General features: G+C 62.9%; 22 protein-coding genes. 17 read left to right on the forward strand and 5 right to left on the reverse strand.

What is annotated here, in order from left to right:
• Window positions 1-16: 16 nt before the first annotated feature.
• The 4 genes from pilM (at window position 17) to B9Y95_RS20345 (ending at window position 3,312) form a co-directional block, all read left to right on the forward strand.
• The gene (pilM, locus tag B9Y95_RS09370; protein ID WP_085511587.1) at window positions 17-1,060 is read left to right on the forward strand and encodes a type IV pilus assembly protein PilM; all 1,044 of its coding nucleotides are present in this window, start codon (window positions 17-19) and stop codon (window positions 1,058-1,060) included.
• A gap of 92 nt (window positions 1,061-1,152) precedes the next feature.
• On the forward strand, window positions 1,153-1,719 hold the full coding sequence (locus B9Y95_RS09375) for a hypothetical protein (RefSeq protein WP_143736405.1): 567 nt from the start codon (window positions 1,153-1,155) through the stop codon (window positions 1,717-1,719).
• The gene (locus B9Y95_RS09380; RefSeq protein ID WP_143736407.1) at window positions 1,716-2,330 is read left to right on the forward strand and encodes a hypothetical protein; all 615 of its coding nucleotides are present in this window, start codon (window positions 1,716-1,718) and stop codon (window positions 2,328-2,330) included. Before B9Y95_RS09375 ends, B9Y95_RS09380 begins: the two co-directional genes overlap by 4 nt.
• A 94-nt stretch (window positions 2,331-2,424) precedes the next feature.
• Window positions 2,425-3,312, forward strand: coding sequence for a hypothetical protein (locus B9Y95_RS20345; protein WP_143736409.1), 888 nt, complete (start codon window positions 2,425-2,427; stop codon window positions 3,310-3,312).
• A 214-nt stretch (window positions 3,313-3,526) separates the two neighbouring features.
• Here the strand turns inward: B9Y95_RS20345 and B9Y95_RS09390 are convergent, their stop codons facing one another.
• Window positions 3,527-4,126, reverse strand: a complete 600-nt coding sequence (locus B9Y95_RS09390; RefSeq protein ID WP_085511591.1) for a GntR family transcriptional regulator — start codon at window positions 4,124-4,126, stop codon at window positions 3,527-3,529.
• A 629-nt stretch (window positions 4,127-4,755) separates the two neighbouring features.
• Window positions 4,756-5,304, reverse strand: coding sequence for a hypothetical protein (locus B9Y95_RS20645; protein ID WP_159453368.1), 549 nt, complete (start codon window positions 5,302-5,304; stop codon window positions 4,756-4,758).
• Between the two features lie 332 nt (window positions 5,305-5,636).
• Between B9Y95_RS20645 and B9Y95_RS09400 the strand changes: the two genes are divergently transcribed.
• From B9Y95_RS09400 to B9Y95_RS09415, 4 genes are all read left to right on the forward strand, one after another.
• Window positions 5,637-6,305 (forward strand): GntR family transcriptional regulator, encoded by a 669-nt coding sequence (locus B9Y95_RS09400; protein WP_159453369.1) that lies wholly within the window; start codon window positions 5,637-5,639, stop codon window positions 6,303-6,305.
• A 430-nt stretch (window positions 6,306-6,735) separates the two neighbouring features.
• The gene (locus B9Y95_RS09405; protein ID WP_159453370.1) at window positions 6,736-8,283 is read left to right on the forward strand and encodes a fibronectin type III domain-containing protein; all 1,548 of its coding nucleotides are present in this window, start codon (window positions 6,736-6,738) and stop codon (window positions 8,281-8,283) included.
• A 227-nt stretch (window positions 8,284-8,510) separates the two neighbouring features.
• Window positions 8,511-9,458 (forward strand): threonine ammonia-lyase, encoded by a 948-nt coding sequence (locus B9Y95_RS09410; protein ID WP_085511595.1) that lies wholly within the window; start codon window positions 8,511-8,513, stop codon window positions 9,456-9,458.
• Window positions 9,455-10,402 (forward strand): ornithine cyclodeaminase family protein, encoded by a 948-nt coding sequence (locus B9Y95_RS09415; RefSeq protein ID WP_085511596.1) that lies wholly within the window; start codon window positions 9,455-9,457, stop codon window positions 10,400-10,402. Before B9Y95_RS09410 ends, B9Y95_RS09415 begins: the two co-directional genes overlap by 4 nt.
• Window positions 10,403-10,628: 226 nt before the next feature.
• Here B9Y95_RS09415 and B9Y95_RS21095 read toward each other — a convergent pair whose 3' ends face one another.
• The gene (locus B9Y95_RS21095; RefSeq protein WP_268808539.1) at window positions 10,629-10,763 is read right to left on the reverse strand and encodes a hypothetical protein; all 135 of its coding nucleotides are present in this window, start codon (window positions 10,761-10,763) and stop codon (window positions 10,629-10,631) included.
• Between the two features lie 325 nt (window positions 10,764-11,088).
• Here B9Y95_RS21095 and B9Y95_RS09420 point away from each other — a divergent pair, with 325 nt between their 5' ends.
• The 6 genes from B9Y95_RS09420 to B9Y95_RS09445 all read left to right on the forward strand — a co-directional run bounded on the left by B9Y95_RS09420 (window position 11,089) and on the right by B9Y95_RS09445 (window position 17,122).
• On the forward strand, window positions 11,089-12,222 hold the full coding sequence (locus tag B9Y95_RS09420; RefSeq protein ID WP_085511597.1) for a peptidoglycan-binding protein: 1,134 nt from the start codon (window positions 11,089-11,091) through the stop codon (window positions 12,220-12,222).
• Window positions 12,219-12,902 carry an ABC transporter ATP-binding protein gene (locus tag B9Y95_RS09425; RefSeq protein ID WP_085511598.1) on the forward strand — a complete coding sequence of 228 codons (684 nt, stop codon included), beginning with the start codon at window positions 12,219-12,221 and terminating at the stop codon, window positions 12,900-12,902. The genes B9Y95_RS09420 and B9Y95_RS09425 overlap by 4 nt, the downstream gene beginning before the upstream one ends.
• A complete protein-coding gene (locus B9Y95_RS09430) occupies window positions 12,899-14,095 on the forward strand; it encodes an ABC transporter permease (RefSeq protein WP_085511599.1) in 1,197 nt (398 codons plus the stop codon). The genes B9Y95_RS09425 and B9Y95_RS09430 overlap by 4 nt, the downstream gene beginning before the upstream one ends.
• A 225-nt stretch (window positions 14,096-14,320) precedes the next feature.
• Complete coding sequence (locus B9Y95_RS09435; RefSeq protein ID WP_085511600.1) at window positions 14,321-14,833, forward strand: hypothetical protein; 513 nt, start codon at window positions 14,321-14,323, stop codon at window positions 14,831-14,833.
• Between the two features lie 406 nt (window positions 14,834-15,239).
• Window positions 15,240-15,908 carry a response regulator transcription factor gene (locus B9Y95_RS09440; protein WP_085511601.1) on the forward strand — a complete coding sequence of 223 codons (669 nt, stop codon included), beginning with the start codon at window positions 15,240-15,242 and terminating at the stop codon, window positions 15,906-15,908.
• A 62-nt stretch (window positions 15,909-15,970) separates the two neighbouring features.
• Window positions 15,971-17,122 (forward strand): sensor histidine kinase, encoded by a 1,152-nt coding sequence (locus B9Y95_RS09445; protein WP_143736413.1) that lies wholly within the window; start codon window positions 15,971-15,973, stop codon window positions 17,120-17,122.
• Between the two features lie 942 nt (window positions 17,123-18,064).
• Here B9Y95_RS09445 and B9Y95_RS21010 read toward each other — a convergent pair.
• Entirely contained in the window at window positions 18,065-18,286 is a 222-nt protein-coding gene (locus tag B9Y95_RS21010; RefSeq protein WP_234994040.1) for a recombinase family protein, read from the reverse strand.
• Here B9Y95_RS21010 and B9Y95_RS21015 point away from each other — a divergent pair.
• Complete coding sequence (locus B9Y95_RS21015; RefSeq protein ID WP_234994074.1) at window positions 18,263-18,415, forward strand: hypothetical protein; 153 nt, start codon at window positions 18,263-18,265, stop codon at window positions 18,413-18,415. The two genes, B9Y95_RS21010 and B9Y95_RS21015, sit on opposite strands and share 24 nt — an antisense overlap.
• Window positions 18,416-18,593: 178 nt before the next feature.
• On the opposite strand, the gene B9Y95_RS09460 is transcribed toward B9Y95_RS21015, so the two are convergent.
• The gene (locus tag B9Y95_RS09460) at window positions 18,594-19,238 is read right to left on the reverse strand and encodes a response regulator transcription factor (RefSeq protein ID WP_159453372.1); all 645 of its coding nucleotides are present in this window, start codon (window positions 19,236-19,238) and stop codon (window positions 18,594-18,596) included.
• A gap of 416 nt (window positions 19,239-19,654) precedes the next feature.
• On the opposite strand from B9Y95_RS09460, the gene B9Y95_RS09465 reads away from it, so the two are divergent.
• Entirely contained in the window at window positions 19,655-20,875 is a 1,221-nt protein-coding gene (locus B9Y95_RS09465; protein WP_143736415.1) for an AAA family ATPase, read from the forward strand.
• On the forward strand, window positions 20,872-22,176 hold the full coding sequence (locus B9Y95_RS09470; RefSeq protein WP_085511607.1) for a DUF6414 family protein: 1,305 nt from the start codon (window positions 20,872-20,874) through the stop codon (window positions 22,174-22,176). Before B9Y95_RS09465 ends, B9Y95_RS09470 begins: the two co-directional genes overlap by 4 nt.
• Window positions 22,177-22,260 lie beyond the last annotated feature (84 nt).

A 22,260-nucleotide genomic window follows, 5' to 3' on the forward strand; every position in this document is an offset into this window, starting at 1 on the left:
CAGAAAGGGCCTTCGTATGGCCAGGAACTTCGCCGGCATCGACTTCGGCACCACACGGTTACGTGCAGCCGAGGTCGACGCCAATCGACAGTCCCCGACAATCCTCAGCCACGGCAGCGTTCCGGTCCCAGAGGGACTCATCTCTCACGGGACCGTAACGGACATCGACGCCACCGTGGAACTACTGCGGGAGCTTTGGTCGACGAGCGACATCGGGACGAAGAATGTTCGTGTCGGCATGGGATCAACGACAGTCCTCATCCGAGACCTCGTGGTGCCGAAATCCTCACGTCAACGGATGAAGGAAGCGTTACCGTTTCACGTCGCCGACAAACTCCCGTTCCCCGTCGACGAGGCGATTCTTGACTTCTTGCCTGTTGCGCAGGTTGAGGCCGACGCTTCGACCGTGAACGGGCTGTTGGTCGCCGCGCGAGCTGTGGACGTGCACGCGAACGTCGAAGCGGTTTCTCGTGCAGGCTTGCATGTGGAAAGCGTTGACGTTGTGCCCTTCGCAACGGCACGGCTGGTCGCGCACAACAACGTCGGCGAGGGCGGTCTTGCTCTCGTGGACATCGGCGCCACTGCAACCACGATGACCGTGTTGATCGGTGGTGTTCCGCGCTTCGTGCGTATTGTGCCCACCGGCGGGCAGGCAATCACCGAACGACTTGCGGCGGACCTCGGTGTCGACCTGCAGCGGGCGGAGCTGTTGAAGGTGCGGATTGGGATGACGCACCAGCCAGCCAGCACCCCCGAGAAGGTAGCTGTCGACTCGGTCATTCACGCAGCCCACGAACTCATCGAATCGGTGAGATCGACTCTGCAATTCTTCATGAATGCCAATCGAGGTATCACGGTGGCCAGCATTCGTCTGCTTGGCGGCGGGTCCCAGCTCCTCGGACTGAAAGAGGCCCTCACGGCTGCAACAGACCTTCCAGCCACCTTCGCCCGACCGTTCGGAAAACTCACCTTCGGGCCACGCGTCGACGAAGCGCACGCGCGCGCACACACCGCCGAGTACGCGGTCGCTCTTGGGCTGGCACTGCGAGGCAACGAATGAGCCTCATCCGGCGTTCTTCGGAACCCCAGCTGCAGTTCGGAGCAGACGCGTTCGTTGACCTCTTCCCTCGCGAGATTACACAGCAGCGGCGCTTGACCGCACTGACGAAACGCTCTTGGATCGGTGTGCTCGCCCTGAGCGCTGGCGTGGTCCTGGCTATCGCCGCCTCGGCCACGGTTTTGGTGTACGAGCAAACGCAACTGATGGACGCGAACACCAAAACTCGCGCCCTGACCCGGGAGATGCAAGCGTTCGACGAGCTCGTGCAGCTCCGCGCGGAAACGCAACAACTCGAAGCCACAAGGGGTGTCGCAGCTGCGGGAGCGATCGACTGGGACTTCTATCTGGCTTCGTTCCGCGGCGCCGTTCCTGCAGGGGCGACACTGAGCTCAATTTCCGTTGACAGCGCAACAGCCTTCTCATCGATCACGGCCCCCTCGGTCCCGTTGCAGGGGCCGCGCGTCGCCCAGATCACAGTCCGAATCGAGAGCACCTCAGCGGACGCGGTCACGGTATGGCTGGACAACATTTCCACGCTGCCGGGATTCGCCGACGCAACGCCAACCTCAGTGTCAAACGTACCTGCAGGATTCGCGTCACTTGTGACCGTCCATCTTGATGCTGCAGCACTCACTGTCCCGAAAGAGCCCACCCCATGAAGACCTCCCAAGCACGAATCCTGCTTTTCGCAGCCCCACTCACTGCGGTGACTGTGGTCCTCGGTGGTGTCGCACTAGGGGCACAGCCCCTGTTGGCCCAAACTGGCACCACTCAAGCTGAGACCGCGACGGTGCGCCAAGGCAACACGGCTCTGCAGGGCGTCCTCGACTCTCTCGCCGGCGATGCTGAACGAATCGACGACATCCGCACGGAGGTCGAGGCACTTCGGACAGCGATCCCGGATCAGGCGAATATGAGCTCCTTCCTGAGTGAGCTCTCGGGAATCGCCGCGACATCAGGAGTGACGTTGTCCGGCATCACCGTGAAGGATCCAATCACCTACGAACCCCTGGCTAGCGGCGAAGGGGTCCTTGATGTTCCTGCGATGCAGGGAGGAGGACGCCTCCTCGCGATTCGGCTTTCACTCACGGTCGAGGGCGCGCCGGAACACGCGGACACCTTTTTGTCGCTGCTCAGAAAGTCAACTCGGCTGTTCTCGATTGACTCGGTGAGCACCGGTGGATCGAGCAGCGTTTTTCTCGCGCCTCCGAACCGTTGGACGATCGGCGGGTATATCTTCGTGCTCGATGACGCTGAGCGTTCAGAATGAGTGCCGCTTGCGCCCGCGGTGATTACTTGCTGCGCTTCGTTGCCAAGTGCCCAGACCAGGGTCTCGTGCGCCCGCAACGTTCAGGAGCACAGCCATGAGCGAAGCGCCGTCTGTGTCCGAACTCTACGAGAGGTGGCGTAGCGGGCAAGTCACCCCGGCAGGGATCTCCGCCGCCGTGCGAACGAGTGCTTCAGCCCACGCGGCAGCAACCTCGACAGGCCACTCGTCCCACGTCCTCGAGGCATGGCAAGCCGGACACTTATATCCAAGCTGGGGCGCGCTGAATCGTCTCGCGAATGCGCTCGAAGTGTCTTTGCCCTGGATCATGGACGAATCGCATGTGCGCGATCAGGTGCCAGCGAACTCCGATGAGCTCCTGATGCTGCGCTACGACCGCGATTTGGTGGCGTTGATCTGCGCGGAAGGAGACGAGTACCCAGCCGACTTCACCGCCGAGCACCAAGCTCGACTCGGGCGTGCGATCTTCGAGGCGATGGACGTCGCGACCACCGAGTTCGCCGCGCTCATCGGAAACGAACCGGATGGCGCTGCAGCGGCACGTTGTGTAACGGAGCTGGCAAGACGGCACCGCGATGAACTGCAGCGACTGCGTCGCGCATTGTTTGGCGGAGATCCACTGACGCCGCAATCGCGCACTGAACGGCGACTCTACGAGCGACTCATCCTCGGCAAGCTCGCCGATGCACATAACACCGGCAGAGACGTCCTGGTGGGCTCGACGAGCAGCATCCCGATGCGCGCAGTCACCGTGTACGGCTCGCATGTCATCCTTCAGTTCTCCGCATCGGTGAATCGCCGTGACAAACTGGTGCAGCTGAGCTGCCAAGACGATGCTGGGCTGTCAACCGCAGTTGAGCGTCGCCTGTGGTTACGAGCTCTCGTCCTCGGATGGCCTGGATCGACACCAATCCAGGGAGAGACCGTCAGCTTGTCAGTGGCGGTCCCAGAGAGCAGTAGCTAGCGGACGGAGGTCGTCGAGGGTCCAAAAGGCCCGCGCGATCGCGGCGCGCTGCCGCGGCCCGACACGCTCGGTGTCGGGCCGCATAGTGAGCGGGCGGCTGCGCACAGACCCAGGGCATTGTCACTATTGGTGAACATTTCAGCTAGCCCATGAGCTTCGCGGCGTTACAGACCCGGTGTGGCACGCACCCCGTTGCGGGTCGGTGGCGCCAGGCCTACGCGGACAGCGAGGTGCGCAAGTTGTAAGCGCGCGCCAGCGACATGAGGGCCGCGGGGTCGTCGAGCTTCAAAAGCGCCCGGGAGAAATCGTAGAACGCCTCAGCATCCTCGACCGGTGCAGAAGGATCGGCGACTCGGGCGATGTGTACCCGATAGTTCAACCCGTCGAGGGCCTCAGCGAAGGCAGTGACCAGCTCAGCGTTCGGGCAGCTCTCGAGCAGCGCAGCGCTGAATCGAGCGCGAGCCGATGTCGTCGCCGACGCTTCCACCCCCGTCGTCGCTTCAGCGACGTCCGCCGCGAGTGTGACGAGCTTGTCACGATGCGGTGCGGTCAGCTCTGGCACCGAGACAGATGCGACAGCCAATAGCGTCGCGCCGAGCGCCTGCATGGTCGCTGGATGACGTCGCGGGTCGGCACACACCACGCGCGTGTATCGTTGCGCCGCCATCTCGACGAGCCCGCTCCGGGATAGGTCGTTCAGAGCTTCACGAATCGGCGTGCGAGACACCTGCAGCCACTCCTGCATGTCCTGGTCGTTCAGCGCTTCACCCGGGAGGATGGTGCCGTCGAGAATCGCGGTCTTGAGACGGTCCATCGCCTCGCATCGCAAGGAGCGTCGTTGTGCTGGACGATCGCCGGACGGTAGTGGCATGCAAATGGTCCTCTCGAAGTCGTTCCCGGGTGCGCCGCGTTGCGTTGTGAGCGGGAGATTGTTCGCGCTGTGAAGTGCGGGGGGCCGAGGCCAAGATTTGACCCGGCCGCCCCGCGGGGCTGACGTTTCCGAATCCGTGCAGCCCCACCAGGCGCCCACCCGAAGAGCGCCGCTTCTAGAATACCTCGACTAGTTCTAGAACTCAAATTTCAAGCGGTAACCACTTATGCGCCACCAACTCACGCATTGCACTCGTAACGAGACTGCTCGGGTGACAGCTCTGAGTAACGCCGAACTGTCACGTGGTTTTGCTTGGTTTGAGGCGCTCAGGGCTGGGTGCGCTGGTGGGCATTCGTGGAGACGGTTGGGCGGGGCGGAAGTTGCTTCGTCGCCGCGGCTCAGTCGCAGGCTGCGGCGACGCTCTTCGATCCGTGGGCGGCGCCACTGTTTGCAGGTGGATGAGGATGGCGTGGTCAATCTCACGGACGAGGCTACGTCGATCGTCGCCGGCTTGGTGGAGTGCGCGTTCCAAGGCAAGCGCAAGTTGTCTCGTCATGTGGGTCATGGGCTCATCAAGCCGTGGCGGTTGGTGTCATGGCATGGTTGGGCGACGAGGTGATGGAGGCGGCGCCATCCTCTGGCCACCAGTTTGGTCGGCACTGCTCGATGACTCGAGTGAGAGCTTCATCTGTTTGCTGCCGGGGGTCGGTCCGCCAGCCGCGAATCGCGGCGACGTGAGCGGCGGCAGTGACAGTCGCCCATCGTCGAACATCGTCACGTGTGCCGCCGGGGACATTCTCGCTCGCGTCATCGAGGCGGTTGGCGCGAGAAATGAGAGCGGCTGTGGCTGCGTCAGCGAAGGCGGCGTTGAGCATCCACTGTAGTGACCCATCGACTGAATCGCAGTCGAAGCCGCGCTGGTAGATTGCGTCGTAGCCCGAGATATGGTCGACGGTGATCCACACGAGGCGAGCCAGGAGTTCGCATGACGGTGCGTCCTCCAGGGCATGTTGCGTACAGAGCTCGTCGTACTTGAACCGCAGAGCATCGGCAAGCAACGCGACTGGCGAATCGGCATGGCTGTAGAACGTGCTGCGGTTGACGCCCGCCGATGCGGCCACCTCCGAAACCCGCAACCGTGCCGCGGACTGTTCTCTCGCGAGGACCAGAATGGCCTCCCGGAGTCGCCCCCTCGTTCGTATCTGCCGCCGATCCATCATCAACCTCTTTCGCCTACTGGTTCGAGACTCTAAGCTTACTACTTCTAGAATACTAGAGGCAAACAGTGGCGCCCTGCCACAGTGCGCTGGAAGTTGATCTTCGCCTGACCGCCGGCGCGCCGGCTCAGGACCCTCGGTGACGAGCTGCACACGACTTCCTCCCTGCTCTAGCTCATAACAGAGGACCCGAAATGCCGATCCCCCCATCGACTGGCCCCATCAAACTCCGACTCGTGCACGAGGAGGTCCAGGCTCGGATCACAGCAGCCATCGCGCATGGGGACCTGAATCCCGGCGAGCGGCTGGATGAAATTGCTCTGTGCGAATGGTTGGGAGTTTCTCGACCTACCGTCCGGACTGCCTTGCAGATATTGACGCAGCGGGGGCTCGTCGAGAGCAGTGCCCGCCGCTATCTCCGCGTGAGTCGACCTGATCCCATTCAGCTCACGGACGGCATCCAAGTACTCGGAGCGCTCTGGGGCATCGGGCTCCGGCAGGTTCTCCCGAGCGTCTCCATTGAACTGATTCGGGCACATAGCGCTGAAGCTGAACAACTGGCGGCGCTTCTTCGAGATCCCGAGAGGGTGGCGCCCGAGGGGAGCGAAGTCATCCTCCGAGTGCAGGATCTCTTCCATTTTTATCTCGTCAATGCCGACAACGTGCTGCTGAGCGAAGCGGCTGTCCCGGTCGAGAATCGCGTCGCCCAAGCCGCCCGAATCGCCCTTCCATATTTCGACTTCATTGGCCTTGCTGACTTGGTGGAAGGCGTCGGACACGCGTCTGCCACACGGGACGTTACTGCTGCCCAAGCGCTGATTGTCGCGTTCCTGGAACTCGGTGAGGAACTCGTCGCACGAGTCACGGGCGCCGATGAGCGGGGGGAGCCCCGCCGCCGCATCTAGCGGCGCATCGGCGTGGCTCCGACGGCCGGTCGGCCGCACCGCCGGCGGCACCGTTGTTTCAGTGAAAAACTTGTTCTAATATACTTACCTGCTATGATCATGAAAACCAAGCGGGTTAGATCAATCTGGTTGGTGGCGCGGCGCTCCGAAGCGCCGGTACTTGCACACCCGTCGCACGACGATGGGCCACCTCGCGAACAACAGGTCAGGGAACATGACAAATCGACTGAAATCACCACGCGTACCCCGCTTAGTTGCGCTCGTTGCAGCCACCCTCGTTGCGACCTCAGGGGCGGTGTGGGATGCGCCTCAAGCAGTTGCCAGCGAAACCAAGTCCGCCGCTGAGGTGGTCGCCGGATACACCGGTTCGAAGGCCTACGGGCTTGCGGTGACTCCAGACGGCACGACTGCCTACGCTACGAGTTTCACAATGCCTGAGATCGCCATCATCGATACGGCGACCAACGCTCAAACCGGGATTGTCGGTGGCTTCACCCAGCCGACGTCTTACGGCATCGCCGTTGCGCCATCGGGGTCGTTTGCCTACGTTACCGGCTCATCGATCGATGTGATCGACACCCAGACCAACACGGTCGTCGGGTCTGTTTCAGGCGTGAGCGGCAGTGGGCTGAAGCGAGTCGCGTTTTCGCCGGACGGAAGCAGCGCCTACGCCATGAATGAGCAAGAAGCTCGGGTATACGTCATCGACACCGCAACTCACACGGTGCGGTCGACTATTTCGGGGTTCGGTGGGCGTCTGTTCGAAGGCCTCACGGTCTCGCCCGATGGCACCCAGGTGTACGTCGCGAACTTCGGGCAGTCCTCAATTGACCTCATCGACACCGCAACAGCTCGCCGCATCGGAACCGTGTCCGGTTTCTCCGGTCAAGAGCCTGCAGCAGTCGTTTTCGCTGGAGACGGAAAAACCGCCTACGTGGCTACGCGTGCAGCGATTTCTGTCATCGATGTTGCGACAAGCTCCGAGGTTGCTAGCATCCCCGTCAGCCGAGCCAACGACATCGTCTTGTCCGCGGACGGTCGTTTCTTATACACCACAGACATCGTGCTGGGCGAGGTCACGATGACCGACGTGCTAACCCGCACCGCGGTCGGGACCTTCGCGCAAGCGGTTGGTCGTGGGGCCCACCAAATTCGCGTCGTACCCGGGTCCCACGTCGGATACGTCTCCAACGTTCGAACCGGTCAGATCACGCGCATCGATCTCTACCGTCCCAACCCAGTCGCCGACGCGATCCAACCAGCTCGGGGCACCGTTGACGCAGCCGCGCCAGTCACGGTGTCCGGGAACTTCCTCCTCGGCACTACCGCGGTCACCTTCGCAGGTCGACCCGGCTCGAACCTCGACGTCGCGCCGGACGGCAAGTCGCTCAGCGTCATTCCGCCGAACGGTGCGCCAGGCACCGCAGAGGTGCAGGTGCAGCATCCGGACGGTAACACTGTTGTGCACGAGACATACACCTACTACACCGTGCCTGGCGCCCCTCGCGAGTTCGATGCGGTGGCGCAAGCAGACGCCGTGTCGTTGGAGTGGGTTGAACCCGCGTCCGATGGTGGGGACACCATTGAGTCGTACGTCATCTCGGTCGCCCCGTCGGGCACCAACCAGTGGACAGAAGTAGGAGAAACCGCTGAAACAAGCTTCGCCGTCGAGGGGCTCAGTAAGGGCAAGGAGTACCAGTTCCGATCCGCAGCCCGAAACCAGGCCGGCGACGGCCCGCCCGCACAGGTGATTGTCGGACTGGCCGAATCCGGGGTGCCAACTTCCTCCTCCCCGCCGCCCGCACATTCCACAACTGCTGCAACGAATGCCAGCAGACTCGCTGTCGCCGGAACCGATGCCGTCTGGACGCTCATCGTCGGAACAATGGCCCTCCTCGGAGGGTTGATCCTGCTCTTGCGCGCCAAAACTCGACGCATTCACGCATCAGAAGACCGTCGGAGCACTCCGTTTGCCTAGCCCAGAACTGCAATTGGAACCGTCAAACGAACAGTTCTGTCGGTGAAGTCATCACCGACGGTGTCTCCACCACGAGGGTCGCATAGCCGGTTCAGGTCGGGATTCGGCGAGCGATCGAGATCGATGCACCGGACGCTGCGCCCTGTCCACGGAGCAACAACGGACGAATACATCTACCTCATTGACCCGGCGACGACTCGCCGACATGACCATTAGGGAGCCACTCTGTGATTTCTTCTACGATCGACTGGACAGCCCGCACAAGCGCGGCCACGCGCATCATCCGCCGACACCTACCACCAACACCCTTGGTGCCGATCGTACTCGATGGCTTCGCAGCTCCGGCTTACCTGAAACTTGAGACGTTACAGCCCACCGGCTCATTCAAAGTTCGCGGCGCCCTCGCGGCAGTCGCCGCATCAGCACGTGACTTCCGCCCAGTCATCACAGCCTCAGCCGGTAACCATGGCCTCGGAATCGCCTACGCGGCCACTCTTATCGGCGCAGATGCCTCCATCGTTGTGCCAGCGAACGCGTCGCCAGCCAAAGTCCAAGCTTTGGGCAAATATGCAGTCGAACTTCGCCTGATAGGTGATGGATACGACGAGGCCGAAGCGGCCGCAGTCAACGTCGCTGAGGCGCTGGGTGCACGGTTCGTGTCCGCATATGATGACCCCGATGTGATCGCCGGCCAATCGACCATCATCGCCGAAGTTGCCGACGAGATACCCGGCCCGTTTCAGATTGTGGTTCCTGTCGGCGGCGGCGGTCTTGCTGCTGGCACTGGACTCGCTGCCCCTGAACGAGCTCGCGTTATTGGCGTCGAAGCGGCAGCTTCCCGGGCGGTGTCGGAGGCGATGACGACCGGTCGCATCGTCGACGTCGACATCCATCAGACCCTCGCTGACGGCCTGGCCGGCAACATCGCTCAAGGCTGCATCACCCCTTCTCTCCTGTCGGAGAATCGGGTCACCACGACCGCCGTCGCGGAAGACGCTATTCGTGCGGCCGTCCGACACCTCGCTCTGCGGCACGGAGTCATAGCCGAGGGGGCCGCCAGTGTGGGGATAGCAGCCGCGCAAGCAGGACTTATCCAAGCCGATCTCCCCGCGGTGTTCGTGATCACTGGGCGCAACATTACCGGCGAGCAGCTCGCTCAGCTGGTCAGCCCATGAGGACCACACCACCAGTCTTCTCGGCCGACGAAATCCGCGCAACCCTCACGATGAGTGATGCCATCGAATCTGCCCGCACCGCGTTCCGAGCCCTGCACGCGCAAACGGTGGAGTCGCCGCCGCCGTGGCACCTGAATGTCTCCGAGCATCGCGGCGAACTGCATGTGAAAGGCGCCGCAGTGCACGGTGCACCACACCTATCGGTCAAGGTGGCGACCGGATTTCCTGGCAACGCCTGCCATGGGGTCCCCACCTCCGATGGCCTCACCGCAGTGGTCGACAGCGCGACCGGTCGCATCGCTGCACTGTTCCTCGACGGCGGCTATCTCACCGAGCTTCGCACCGGAGCCGCCGGCGCCCTCGCGCTCGATCTGCTTGCTCCTGCAGAGGTCGAGGAACTCGCGATTGTCGGCAGCGGTGGACAGGCGCGCTTCCAGATCGAGGCCGCGCTCCACGTGCGCACTCCAGAACGAATAACCGTCTATGGTCGGAACGAGGACCGCATGCGGGCGTTCGCAACCTGGATTCAAGAACGCGCCGATATTCCCGTTCGACGAGCAGCCTTGGACGACTCGCCGATGACGGCCACGGCCGTAGTCACCGTTACCCCTTCAACTGTGCCCGTGCTGTACTCGCACCAGATCAGGGCTGGCACTCATGTCACCGCAATCGGCTCTGACGGGCCGGGCAAACGCGAGCTCGAGCCGTCATTATTGCGCCGCGCTGACCTCATCGTCGTCGATTCCCTTCATCAATCCCAGACGCTCGGAGAACTCCAAGGCATCGACCTAGGAGGCCAGGACGTTGTTACTCTCGGATCTTTGCTCCACAGGCGCAGGACTGATCGGGATCCAGATCTGCTGACCATCGCAGATTTGTCCGGTACCGGCGCACAAGACGCCGCAATTGCTGCCCTCGCGGCAAGACGACTGCTCGACAACTGACGCGCAGGACGAGATTGATGCTGAGCTTGATTGCGCGGGGCTGCTCGCGCGCCGCAAGCTCAGTCCGGTAAGCCGGAGACTCTCCGGACGGCAAAGGTTGCCGCCTCCATCGCACACGACTCGGACCGCGATCGCAAATGACTCGACGCGTCAGAAAGACGTTACGGGCGCCACTTACGCGGTGCGAAGTCGACACGCCCGCTTCGCACCGCGTTTGAGCACAAGGTCAGTCGGCGATGCAGAAGGTCTGCTCGGCATTCGCCAGCGGCGCCACCGAGCACTCAGCTGGGCTGCTGGCGTGATCGTCCGCGCCGAAGTTCACCGTGACTGTCAACTCGTTGCCGAAGGTGGTCTGATGCACGTGGTCATCGATACGTTCGAACGAAGTGAGCGGTGCTCTTGTCGGAGGTCGGCAACACTGCTGTGCACGGCAGTGCCGTCGCTGTGGTGGCTTCATATGGGAGTCCAAGGCAAACCGTTTGACGACAGGAAACTCCGTTCCGCGAGTGGCCGCTGTGCCTCGCCTCATCGCACGCGGCGTGAGTCTTGGCGCTCCTGTCCGAACAGCGGATGTTTCGACGGTGTATCAGCAAAGCGTTGACGCTCTCGCAACATTGGAATTGGTGAGCTGGAGCACCGCTGCCGAACGAGAACGAGAGTTCGGCGGCATCACAGTGAGGAACTCTATGAACCACGTCTTCGACGATGAGCTCGACAGTTCAGTCGACAACCAACCCCCGCTTCCGCGCACCCCCCGACGTCGGAGAATGCTCATTGCCAGCATCGCCGTGAGCGCTCTAATACTGGGCGGCGGCGGCACCGCGTACACCTTTGCGCGACAGAGCGAGGAGGCCGCCGCTGAAGAGCGCCCGACGATCAGGACGTCAACGGCGAAGATCGAACAGGGAACGCTCGCCGGGAGCCGCCAGTCGCCGGGCACTCTTGACTTCGCTGACAAACGAACCATCGCGGCGGGTTCCGGAGGTACGCTCACCGCGACCGCTCCGATCGGCAGTCAAGTGGCTCTTGGGAACGGTTTGTACTGGGTCGATAACACGCCGGTTCTGTTGCTGCACGGGCCGCTACCTGCGTGGCGTGCGTTCGGGCTCGGAATGGGCAACGGACCGGATGTCATGCAGCTCGAGATGAGTCTCGCGGCGCTCGGCTACTTCGATCGCACTCCTGATCTCGAATTCGCCGAGTCGACCGAGCGCGCGATCAAGCGGTGGCAGAAAGCACTCGGACTCGAGCAGACGGGTCGTCTTGAACTCGGTTCCGTTATCTTCATGGCCGGGGATGTTCGTGTTGGATCGGTCGACGCAGCGCTTGGCTCGCAGATCGGCCAGGGTGGCAACGTGCTGACGGTGACGTCGCTCGGCAAACGAGTCCAGGTGGATCTGAAGACCGCCGATCAGCGGCTCGCTGTGGTTGGCGCCACAGTGACCATCAGCCTGCCCGGGGGGACCACGACCTCCGGGACCGTCTCCGTTGTCGGTGCGCCCGTGGAAAAGGAGTCGAATGGCCAATCGAGCGTCAGCATTCCGGTCACGATCGATCTCGACGACCTTGCTGTCGTTGCGGATCTGCAGCGCGCCACGGTGACCGTTGGGTTTCCCTCCGAGCGACGCGAAGACGTGCTTTCCGTGCCAGTGGAAGCACTCACGGCCCTCGATAGCGAGCGGTTTGGTGTCGAAGTCGTGAACGCCGACGGAACCACGAAGCGCATTCCGGTCACGACTGGGTTGTTCGCCGACGGTCGGGTGGAAATCAGTGGCGGTGGCGTCACTGCCGGTGTCGACGTCGTGGTGCCGGCAGCATGAGTGACATTGTGCGACTCGAAGGGGTTGGTCGCAGCTACGGCAGCCCTGCGGTGCACGCTCTCGCGGGTGTTGACCTCACCATCACGACAGGCGAGTTTGTCGCCATCGTTGGCCCGAGCGGTTCAGGTAAGTCGACGATGCTGAACCTGATCGGCACCCTCGACCGGCCAAGTAGCGGCTCCGCATTCATCGATGGAGAAGACGTCCAGCAGCTCTCCGATGCGAGGCTCTCGGCACTGCGTGCATACCGTATCGGCTTCGTGTTTCAACAATTCCACCTGGCCGAAGGGACAACTGCGACCGACAATGTTGCCGATGGGCTCGTCTACACCGGCATTCGGCGTTCGGAACGACGCCGGCGTGCGAGCTTGGCGCTGACCAGGGTCGGGCTTGGGCACCGGCTCGATCACCGCCCCAACCAGATGTCCGGCGGCGAACGGCAACGCGTCGCCATCGCCCGCGCTGTGGTTGGCAACCCGCCACTGCTGCTCGCTGACGAACCCACCGGCAACCTCGACTCGTCATCGGGTGCGACCGTCGTCGCGCTGCTCCGAGAGCTGAACGACGCCGGTACAACGGTCGTAGTCATCACTCACGATGTCGACCTCGCCGCTCAACTCCCTCGCCGCGTGTCCATCCGCGACGGCAGAGTAGTCGCCGATTCCGGAGTGGCAGCATGAGGCGCGAGAACGGGCGAGCGTCGAAACTGCTAGCCCGAGATGTGTTGCATCTGGGGACAACAGGACTTCGGTCCAGGCCCACCAGAGCAATTCTCTCTGCGCTTGGCATCGCCATCGGCATCGCGGCGATGATCGCCGTCGTGGGAATCTCCTCATCGAGCCAGGCGCAGTTGAACCAGCAGCTCGACTCGTTAGGTACAAACCTGCTACGCGTCACAGCGGGGAAGAGTCTGGCAGGTGAGGATGCGCAACTGCCTACGAACGCTGTTGCGAAAGTCGGGCAGATCGCGGGCGTTCAGCACGTCGGGTCGACTGCGGCGCTGCAGAAGCAGGCCATCTACCGCAGCAACCTGATCGAAGCCGGCCGTACCGGAGGCATCGGGGTGCACGCCGCATCAAGCGGCCTCTTCGCCGTTGTCGGCGCCGAGCTCGTTGCCGGTTCCTGGTTCAACCACGCCACCGCTTCGTACCCGACCGTCGTCCTGGGCGCGATCGCTGCTGAGCGCCTCGGGGTTTCCTCGTCAGGCATGCTCGTCTGGCTTGGAGAACAACAGTTCACAGTCATCGGCATCCTCGCACCAGTCGCCTTGGCTGAGGAGCTCGATACCTCGGCCCTGATTGGTGAACAAATTGCCGAGTCGCTCTTTGGCTTCAGCGGAAATCCGACAACAATCTACGAGAGATCCACTGATGCCTCCGTCGAAACGGTCCGTCAACTCCTCGCCCGCACCGTCAGCCCCCAAGCGCCCACAGAGGTCCAAGTATCTCGCCCCTCCGACGCGCTGGCTGCGAAGAAAGCCGCAGATCAAGCCTTCACCGGGCTGCTCCTCGGTCTTGGCTCCGTAGCGCTGCTCGTCGGCGGCATCGGAGTAGCCAACACCATGGTTATCTCCGTCCTTGAACGCCGCAGGGAAATCGGTCTGCGGCGGGCCCTCGGGGCGACGCGCGGGCATATCCGTTCACAGTTCCTCACCGAAGCGCTCCTCCTGTCGGCACTCGGTGGTATCACCGGCGCGGCGCTGGGCAGCGTGGTGACTGTCATCTTGGCGACCCTCTCCCAGTGGCCCGTTTCACTCCCTCCACTTGCCCTCGCAGGAGGCGTCGGAGCAACCCTCGCCATCGGAGCTATTGCCGGGCTTTATCCCGCGATTCGGGCCTCACACACGCCACCAACCGAGGCTCTCAGCAGCTGAGCGCTGTCTTGTCCGGCAGCACATACGTTCAACAGACGCTGCCCGTAGGCGGTGAACGATATCGCGTTGTCAGTCGGCACTCTGGCACGTCTCGCGCGGCTCAAACGTGTTGCTCGCTGGACATTCCTTTGATGCTCTGGCAACACGGCAACTGCTGGAGTGGAACCACCTGATGACGGCCCGACCGCATCGCAGCCACAAACCTGATCACCAGAAAGGCGCCACATGTCCATCGACCACACCCTCGCCCCTCCCGGAACACCTCGCCGGAAGTCGCTCGCGATCCTGCTGGCTTTGCCGCTCTTGATCGGCGCGCTGACCGCCTGCAGCACCGCCGACTCAAAACCCAGCAGCGGCAGTCAACTCAGCTTCGACGACTACCAACTCGCTTACGCGCAGTGCATGCGAGACGAGGGTATCGACTACCCAGACCCAGAGTCAGGTCAAGCCATCTCACCGAAGTTCGACCAAGACAACGCCGACGCGATGAACGCGGCATCCAACACATGCACGAATAAACTCGGCACCCCGCCGGCTCCCCCAGGAGGAGTGCAGAGCGAAGCCGAGTCGAAGGCAGAGATGTTGGAGATGGCACAGTGCTTCCGCGACCACGGACTCGATGTGCCCGATCCAAAAGACGGGGAAGGATTTTCCCTTCCGACGGATGCCCCCGACGAGGTGTTCGAGGCCTGCGGGATCACCTCCGGCGGCAGCGGAGCAGTGACCGTCGAGGGCTAGACGGAGGCGCGTCGGGAACCGTACCTCGCCGCGAATAAGCGGGAGACCGACCCAGGCGCGCTGACCGGCGCGTCTGGGTCGGTCACGCTTGGAAAGCCTCGAGCCGCTGCCTGTAGGTGACTGCCACAGCGCAACTGAATTTGTCTGCACTCGTCGTCACCCCGAGCGGATGAGGTCGACGAGGGCGGTCCCGAACGCTCTGCGCCCGCCCACGAGCACATCCGGGCATCGAACAGCGGTAGTGCCTGGCACTTGTCCACGCGCATTGATGGGGCAGAAGTGCTCGCATCACCTGCGCGAGACTCGCTCCCGACCTACTCGTTCACAGCTCTCTTTACGATATCACTACATTCGCTTTGAGATACTTACATTAAAATGTTTCAGAGAATAGAACGAAGGAGTACATGTGCGGGTCCTGATTGTGGAGGACGAGGTCTACCTCGCGAAAGCGATCCGGTCCGGGCTCGGGCACGAGGCAATCGCCGCCGACATTACTCACGATGGCGCTAGCGCCCTCGAAGCCATCTCCGTGTCCGCCTACGACGCACTCATTCTTGATCGAGACCTGCCCGTCGTCCACGGTGATGAGGTCTGTCGCCGCGTCGTGGCCGACTACCCAGCGGTGCGAGTGCTGATGCTCACCGCAGCGAGAGGGCTCGACCATACGGTGTCGGGACTGCGGCTCGGCGCCGACGACTATCTTGTGAAGCCGTTTGAGTTCCCGGAGCTTGTGGCTCGGCTGCGCGCGCTCGCCCGCCGCACGGTCGATGCGCGCCCGCCGGTTCTGGAACGCGCCGGGATCCGTCTGGATCCATTCCGCCGGGAGGTCACTCGGGATGGCGTCGACGTGCGGCTATCTCGGAAAGAGTTCGCGGTCCTCGAACAGCTACTCCTCGCCGACGGTGGAGTTGTCAGTGCGGAGATGCTCCTCGAAAAGGCATGGGACGAGCGCGCGGACCCGTTCACGAACACGATCCGCGTCACGGTCTCAAACCTGCGTAGGCGGCTGGGTGTGCCCTGGGTCATTCAAACCGTCCCCGGTAGTGGTTACAAGATTGACGAGGTCCTCGCGTGAGTTCCGCGGTCGATGGCGCCCAGCTGCACGGTAGACCACGCCGTCTCACCGTGCGAGCCAGGTTGACTCTGACCTACACGGCGCTGTTTACGGTAGCGGGCGCGATCATGCTCGCGAGTATCTACCTCTTCATGCGATACGTTCCCACCTATGCGATTCGCGCGGTTGATGTCGAGGACCTGCGTTCGACGAAAGAGTATGTCCAAGCTTCGCCGGAAGTTACCCCTGAGGCCTTCGTTTCGCCGGCCTTGGTGGTCTCGGATCAGTCCGACATCCTCAACACACTCCTCGCAGCATCAGCGCTCGTTCTGGTCTTGCTCGCCGGGTTGAGTGCGGGCGCGGGCTGGATCATCTCTGGACGTATGCTCAAACCGTTGCAAGAGATCACCGCCGCAGCACAGCGAGCGGCCACTGGGACGTTCGACCACCGCGTCGCACTCGCCGGCCCTCGAGACGAAATCACTGAGCTCTCTGACACCTTCGACCACATGCTGGAACGGCTCGGAAGAGCATTTCAGGCGCAGCAACGCTTCGCAGCCAACGCCTCGCACGAACTACGCACGCCGCTCGCCATCACGCAGACGATACTCGACGTCGCGAAACGCGACAGCGGCCTCGACGGCAACATGATGCACGTTCTCGACCAGCTCCGGGAGACCAACACTCGCAGCATTGACACGGTTGAAGCGATCCTCGATCTAGCCGACCTCGACCGAGGCGACCTCGAGACAACAAACTGCGACCTCCAGTCGTTCATTGCGGACGCCTTCCGCGACGTCGACCGTGAAGCATCCGCACGTGGCATCAGGATCAGCATCGATACTCGACCTGCCGAGATCGAAGCAGACCCGCAATTGCTCGCCCAACTGCTTGGCAACCTCCTGCACAACGCGGTGCGCCACAACATAGATGGCGGAAGCATCTCAATCCGATCCGGCCTCACCGCCGGGCTGGCCGGCGTTCGCGCATATATCGAGGTCTCTAATTCCGGAGCAATCCTTTCTAAGGACCGTGTCGGGCGTCTCATGGAACCCTTCTACCGCGACGAGGGCCGAGTGGCCTCCGGTGCCTCCGGGTCGCGCGGGCTCGGGCTGACGATTGTGAACAGCATTGTTGCCGCGCACCACGGCACGATCGGTCTCACCCCGAACGCTGACGGCGGTCTTCGCGTGCGAGTCGAGTTTCAACACCCACCGCGTGCTCGAACGGCCTGAGACGGTCTCCAGCCGCCGTCATCGACTTCAAGCCCCCTTGAGGCGCGAATGCTGCTGGCCGTTGCAGGCTGCGAAGTCGCAGAGGACCTGCCGTGTCCGGGAGGGGATCGCAAGGCGAATGCAGGCCGGTCGCAGCTCCGGGGGAAGCAGCGCTCCCGCGGGTACAGCGTCAACATCCTGCGCATGGAGCGTGCTCGGGCTGTCCGCCGGCCGCTGCGCTGTCGCACCGCTTCCCCATGATGATGCTCACGCGGTCGACCGGACGCCAACATCCGGGCGGGTGAGGGGGCCTATTCGTTCCGCCCCGCCTCTCGATCACTCCCGGCCCCGTCGCCTCGGCTGGAGAACAAATGCGCCACGTCTGCGTTGTCCACTCGCTCATCGAGTGCCGACAGCAGGGTGGCCGCCTCGGGAGCACGACCCAGCTGCGCCCGATGCAGTGTTTCCTCGAGCTCATTCGCCGGCCAGTCCTCCAACTGCGCCCAGACGCTGTCCCGATGTGCAAAGGTCCTCACCGGACGCCTTAACTCAGAAGCCGCGGCATGAGCCAACGTGTGCCACCGCTCCACAGTCACCTCCGCCGCCGCAAGACTCTCAGCAGTTGCCCCCACTCCGCCATGCAACCGCAACCGCAACACCAACAATGCATGCAAAACTCGCTCGTCTTCTTCGTCAACCATGCCCACACCCCAAGACTTGAACTCGCCGACCAACGAAGGCGCCCAATATTGGTACAGCTGTGTGCTCGGAACCATCCGTCAGCACACCCCAGTCTCGGAGCGCGTCCAGTTCACTTGGGGAACCGCCACGACTGCGCGCCTAGCGCACCGCAACATTCGTCATTCACCACTGAGTTCAGTATTGCGATTAAGTTCAGATACATCAATATTGATGCTTAGATGACCTGAATAGCATCTTCGGGTTGCGCCACTGAGCGTCGGCTCAAGACTTCACCTCGCCGTGGCGCTGGTCGGCCCGCAGGCCCCGGAACCTCGAGGCCGATTGGTGTGCTGCGGCGATGACAGTGTTCACGCGTTTGACGATGAGCTCGCGCTCGTACTCGGCCAGGGCGGCGATCAGGTGGAGCATGAGCCGGCCTGTCGATGTAGCGGGGTCAATTCCATCGGAGAGTGATCGAACGTGGCGCTCATCACTCTCGAGCAACGGCAGATCAAGTTAGTGAAGAACACTGTCGCCGATGGCGTCGAGGGGGCGCCCATCGAGTCGGGCGTGGATGCGAAGCTTATTTCGACCGATGATCCCCGCGCGCGTGTGCGGCTCGTCCCCACTTGACTTGGACGATTCCACTGCGCCCTGAGCGCGCCGTCAGCTCTCGGGTGGGAGGGAGAAGCCCCGAGTCATGGCGCGGTCGATGACCTGCGGCGGCACACCGAACTCGGTCAGGAAGACAGTGCTGAGTGCTGCCGTCCTGATGGGTGTCAGTGCGAACAGCTTGCGGTCATTCGAAACGTCACGCCACCCCGTTTTGGTAGGCCCAAACGACGGCCTGCAGGCGATCGCGGACGGCAAGTTTGGTGAGTATCTTGCCGACATGGGTCTTGACGGTGGCTTCCGTGATGAACAGGTCCTGGCTGATTTCAGCATTTGAGCGTCCTCGAGCCATCGCGAGCAGCACGGATCTCTCTCGCGGCGTCAGGCCTACCGTCGGCTTGTCATTGCGCACCGCTGCCGGAGGAAGCGGCTCCCCGCGATGATGCCCATGCGGTCGAAGGACCGTCCGAGGCGACGGCCTCAAGTCTGCCGATGACACGGCGCGAATCGCCTCGACGAGTTGGGGAATGGAGATGCCCTGGAGGACAAATCCGTTCCCGCGGGTGCTCGCTGCATGCAAGGCGTCGGCATCAAGGTCGGCAAGCCTGAACAGATCCTCCGGGTTCGCGACCATACAAGGCTCCCCGGCTCCGACGTCGTCCGAAGCGAGCGCGTGCCCATCGACCGTCTCTGAGTCAGGTTTCGTACCAAGCGGGCGCAGAGAAGCTGATTCACTGAGGGCGTTATCCACAATGCGGATGGTGCCGAAACGCCCGGTGGTGTTGGTTGCGACCATGCGGAGCAGATCCCGATTGTTGATTACCAGGACCGCGATGTTGTCCACCCTTAACGACCCGTCAGCTGGCGGCGGAGCTGCTGACCCAGGTGCCGACTTCCGACCCGCGCCGCCGGGAACCCATACGCTGACCCACTTCTTTCGCCTGGAGCACATCCACGTTCCATATTCTCATATTTTTGGTTGTATTGTTCCAAAGATGGCGAGTAGTGTTTCCTGCACGTGAGCGCCGGGGGTTGTGGGCGGGGTTCGCCGTGCTCTTCGGTGTCTGAGTGTGGTGGCGCACGGTGCACCGTGGCGCGGACGCTGGCGGTCGGGGCAGCTGGGGAGGTTGAGGCGCACAGCTCCGGTGGGAACTGGAGGACGGGTCCCAACGCCGGAGCGGGTGCGCTGGCTGAAGTCTTAGTCGGATCGTGAGTGGTGTCGGCGAATTTTGGCGGTAGTGAAGGACAGGGGAAGGCGACGTGGCGACATCAGTACCGCAGCTAGGAACGCTGGTTGCGAAGGTGGAGCGGATGGGCGATGCCGGCAGGCAGGCGGTCATCCGGCTCGTCAACGGTTTCGTTCAACCAGTCGGGGATGCCTTGGTAGCCATTGATCCGCTACCGGTCGCTGGAGATGTGGTCCTCTGCGCCAACAACCAGTGGACGAGGGGCGAGGAAGCCGATTGGCACCCACAGCTCGAGGTGGGTATCGTGCAGCTCCTGAGTGGCGGGCGAGCAGTCGTCTCCGCCGCGCTGGGACAGAAGAACCTCGCTGTGCCGTCCGGAATGGAACTGGCCCCGGGCAACACGGTCGAGTTCGATGCCCGCGAAGAGGTCTTGCGGGTAATCGCTCCCACTCCGGTCGAGCCGGAGCCGGTTCGAATTGACCGAGGCGACGACTTCGACCCGGGAAAGCTCCTCACGGCAGTGGACGATGCGCTGTCCTGGGAGCAGTTCGCAGGGTTTGACTGGATCCGCGCCGAGGCGCAGGACATCGTTCGCGTGCAGATGCAGCACGCCGCTCGCCAGAAGCTCCGTGACCTGCGGGTTCGACCGATCCGAGGCATCCTCTTCGAGGGCCCGCCAGGTACCGGCAAGACCATGCTCGCTCAGATCATGGCGAAGGAAGCCGGAGCTGCGTTCTACATGGTGACCGCCGCGAGCCTCGGCGGCCACCTCCAGGGCGAGAGTGAAGGCCGACTGGAAGCCATCTACGAGCACGCGTCCACACACGAGGTTGCCCTGGTGTTCATTGATGAAATCGACACCTTGATGAAGGACAGAGGCTCCGACAATGACTACGGCTCTCGCCTCGTGCACGTGTTCCTGACCAATCTCGACGGCGCGGGAAACCGCGACAACGTCATCACCATTGGGACGACGAACCGAGTGCACGACATCGACCCCGCCCTGCGCCGCACCGGGCGGTTCAGCCGAGAGCTCCGCTTCGAGCGGCCAGATGAAGCAGGCCGGCTGGCGATCTTGCAGGGCGGGAACCACCACACTGCCGGACGTCTCGACTACGAACACGTCGCTGCAGCCACCGCTGACTGGAGCGCCGCGGACCTGCAGGGCGTGTGGGAGCATGCGGGTGAACTGACGGTGAAAGCCGGTCGCACCGCGATCCGGAACGACTTCTTCCTCGCTGGATTCGATCACGCACGCGAACGCAAGGCACGACAGAACGGGCACACCGCATGACCAACAAGTTCCTCGATCGCATCCTCGCTGGACGGCTGGCGCGCCGCCGCGCTGCGGCGCTGAAGAAGATCAAGAAATTGCAGCGGTTCGCCGAACCCCTCGGCGAGCTGCGGCAGTTCGTGTACCTCGACGACACCGCGCTGCGCAGCCTCTATGTCGCCCGATACGGCGCGGAAGCGGTGAAGATCACTGAGTCGGAGACTCGAAGCCGCGAAGCTGAGGTCATGGTCGGTGGTTCCTACTCGATTCCCGCGTCCGTGGGTTTTCAGGCGGAGGGTCGCGTCCGCGGCTCCGCCACGGCAGGGCGTGAAGTCGAGCGGCTGGTGTCAAAGCAGTCGATGTTCCGAGACTTCTTGAACGCCGAGGTTCGCGCCGCACGAGACACCTCGGCGAGTGTGACTGGGGGCGCCTCGCTGTGGCGTGGCAGCGAAGCAAGCGCACCATCCGGAGGCCTTGAACGTGGGCAGCTCGTCGAGGTGCGGATCCGTCTCCAGGCGCACAAGTTGTACCGGTTTGCATCGTTCCTCGACTCGGTTGGTCGGTTGTCAGAGGATGGGCCCGCCTCGGAGATGGAAGTCACCGCGCGCCTCCTGCAGGAACTGCTGATCGGGCAGGTGCCCATTGAGGCCGAAGTACTGGACTGGGGGTGGAACGAGACCGACGGGACCCTCTCGAAGCTCACTCCTGGCGTGACTCCGCTTTCTCTCGTTGCCCTCACCGACGTTGCGAACTACTGGACTGATCTGCGGCGAATGCTGTTCGACGGTCTCGAGTGCACGGCCCTGGTGCGCCTCAGCGATAACACCGTTGTTCGCAACTGGTCTCCGTTGAAGCTCTTCAACGCGATTCGCGGGATCGAAGGCCTGCCCGGCGTCGACATGATCGACAACGTCATCCACGGCCTTGATGGATACTTGACAGCGCCGGCCGCTCAGCCCGATGACGATGCCTCTGCGGTGCGCGAAGCCTTCACCGTCTATGCGCAACAGATCTGCAGCGGGCCTCTGCCCGAAACGGATGTAGACAGCATCGGCCGCCTCACAGTGGTGGCGATGCGATCACGCACCACGTCGGTCATGAACGAGACGTTCTCCTACGTCGAATCGCTCTTCTCTCGGACATACCTGGAGAACTGGACGGCGGATCAGCTCGGTGAATTCCGCGAAACCGCGTGCGCGGCGGCCGGCATCGGGTCCGACGGCTCTCGCATCAGCCCCGCAGCCACGCAGGCACCGGTGTCGCGCCCGATCGTTCCTACCGGGCCGCAGCTCGCGGGCGAGATCATCGCGATCTACTGGTGAGCGCGGGATCAGCGCTGTTGAAATCGCTGGGCGACAAGAGGGCACCTGCGGAGCTGTCAGGCTCCATACCGACGACGGAGGTCA

Source organism: Plantibacter flavus, from assembly GCF_900177615.1.
In the GTDB taxonomy this organism is placed as follows: Bacteria; Actinomycetota; Actinomycetes; order Actinomycetales; family Microbacteriaceae; genus Plantibacter; species Plantibacter flavus.